Genomic DNA, 353 nt, shown 5'->3' with positions numbered 1-353 from the left:
ATTGTTTTAATGTCTATAAGTATTATATGTTTTATGTTATTTACGACAAATTATAATTGGACTTTTTTAATACTCTTCACAATCTTTTTTGTGATTTTTATTAAACATATTTCAAGAGTTTCTAACCCTTTTATTAATCCTAAACTAGGGAAAAACATTCCGTTTATGCTTGGTTTGTTTTCTGGTGGGCTAATATTTTCTATAGTAGCTGGTTTTATATCAATGGTGCCTTATATGATGAAAACTATTTATCATGTAAATGTAGCGACAATAGGTAATAGTGTTATTTTTCCTGGAACCATGAGTGTTATTGTTTTTGGTTATTTTGGTGGTTTTTTAGTGGATAGAAAAGG

The 353-nt window shown here is 27.5% G+C and carries 1 pseudogene; it reads left to right on the top strand.

What is annotated here, in order from left to right:
- A pseudogene (locus SH09_RS14210) lies at positions 1 to 353 on the top strand (hypothetical protein); the annotation flags it as partial.

Origin of the sequence: Staphylococcus gallinarum (assembly GCF_000875895.1) — a bacterium.
Taxonomy (GTDB): domain Bacteria; phylum Bacillota; class Bacilli; order Staphylococcales; family Staphylococcaceae; genus Staphylococcus; species Staphylococcus gallinarum.
Note: the sequence above shows the minus strand (reverse complement) of the source record. Positions and strands in the feature narration are given on the sequence as shown.